The 1,941-nt window shown below is 29.8% G+C and carries 1 protein-coding gene; it reads right to left on the bottom strand.

Features of this window, described 5'->3' with window-relative positions; all coding sequences use genetic code 11:
* Positions 1-183: 183 nt before the first annotated feature.
* On the bottom strand, positions 184-1,602 hold the full coding sequence (locus AC07XN_RS24240) for a replication initiation protein (protein ID WP_494744914.1): 1,419 nt from the start codon (positions 1,600-1,602) through the stop codon (positions 184-186).
* Between the last annotated feature and the right edge of the window lie 339 nt (positions 1,603-1,941).

Here is a 1,941-nt window from a genome sequence, read left to right as displayed (position 1 = left end):
AAACAATGTATAATAATCCAATTAAATTATACATTGTCTAAAAAACATTTAAAATCTTGTTAAAACGTAAGTAATTCATCTTCTATTCTCAATAATTAGGGATGAAAAGAAAGATAAATATAACGCACTTAAATATACGTCAATCAAGTAATAGACAATTAATCGCGTTGGATTTAATTGTTTTTACAGCAGGTTTATTCCTATTTTCTTTCCCTCTTTTTGTAAGGCTATTGCGTCAGGATGAGCGTGAATCTGTTGTCTATAAGCACTTTCTACTATTGAGATAATAGCTCCGTTAAAAGATGGATTAATGTCTAAGTATTGAATAATATTCTCAACCGAAACAGTATTGCTATAATATTTTTTAAACGATTCAAATGGGAATTGAGTCTCTAATGAAGTGCTTAATTTGTTCACTACATATTGGTAGCAACTTTCATCTGTTTTCAGCAATTCAATAATTCTATTCTGGCAATAGGTATGATATTTCTTTTTAAGATTAAATACATTCATATTCAAGCCTTCTTCTCGGGCTTTTTCTAAATGTGCTTTTCTCTTTTTCTCTCTTTCCTCTTTTTGTTTACTTTCTTTTTCTTTTAATAATTCAGCAAATTTATCGTCTTCAAGTAATTGGATAATATAACCAACAATATTTCGGATAGTCTTTCCTCCTTTTGCTTCTGCAAAAGCATAAGCAATTGTTTCTTTAATAGTCTCCAATGGATATGTTTGTAACCATTTCAGAATCAAATCTTCAGATGCACCATGTTCTCCAACTAATTTCAAAATTTCACTGAGGTCTTTGTTCTCAGCCGTCTTCTTTTTATGCTCATTTACAACTTCAAAAGTAGCTTCTATAATACTTCCATCATCGTTTGGCACAGCGATATTGTCGTTTCTATGAATCGTAAAAACTAACAATACCACAGTATTGGCTTTTTTCTTTTCTTCATAAGTAAAATACAAATCGCTGGTTTCCTGCAATTCCTTTTGGGCTACATTAATTACTCTTTTTCTAAAATCAGTATATTTGGCATAACGATCGCCTAGCCCAAGAATATCTTTTAGCTTTTCAACTTCAAATTTAAAAGTCCCTAATCTTTCAGATTCTTTACAAAATTCATAAAACCTGATGGCATAAATACTTTTTAATTGCAAAAGTGAACGAATATCAATGACAGTGAAATTAGTCTTTAGTTGTAGCAAATAAGGCGTTAATGTTGGCGAAAAGTCTATATTAAACTTTCCCAGTCCATTGTTATAAGTATAACCTGCTATGATAGTAGTATTAATTAAACCACCATCAAATTTGTTATAAATGGTTTTTTTCAGAAAATTATCTAGTTCAATATTAATCCTTGAATAGATAGCGGTTGTACTGATTCCTGTTATCTTTTTAAACTCTTGTACAGAAATAGTGATGGTATCTAGTCTATCTTTGGTATGGTCTATCTTTGAAATCATGTGCAAAAGTATTTTAACCTGTATCGTACTCAAATCATATCGAGCATTGATTACAGGATTACTTTTTACTAATTTGAAGGGCGATTGCGATACGGCTGCCATTGCATTAGCAACTTTATCCGTTTTTTTATTTCCCATAGCTACACTGAAACATAGATATCAACAGAGGAAAGAGACTTCTAAATTTTAATAATCTCTTGCAATTTAACACTTCAATGATAACCAACAAAATTCTTAAAATATATATTTATCTACAATTTGAGACTAAACATTCAATTTGTCTCTAGTCTGCATTCAATTTGTCTCGCTTATGCATTCAGATTGTCTCTAGTCTACATTCAATTTGTCTCACTTATGCATTCAAATTGTCTCTAGTCTGCATTCAAATTGTCTCACTATACTGATATAATATATTAAAAATCAAACAGTTACGATGCCTAAAATATTTAAAATATATTTAAAGAATAAAAACAACAA

This window comes from Arcicella sp. GW458-12-2-14-TSB2, assembly GCF_059423785.1.
Note: the sequence above shows the minus strand (reverse complement) of the source record. Positions and strands in the feature narration are given on the sequence as shown.

Excerpts from the sequence above, each read along its gene's own strand:
- AC07XN_RS24240 (WP_494744914.1), bottom strand. The coding sequence starts at position 1,602 with ATGGGAAATAAAAAAACGGATAAAGTTGCTAATGCAATGGCAGCCGTA.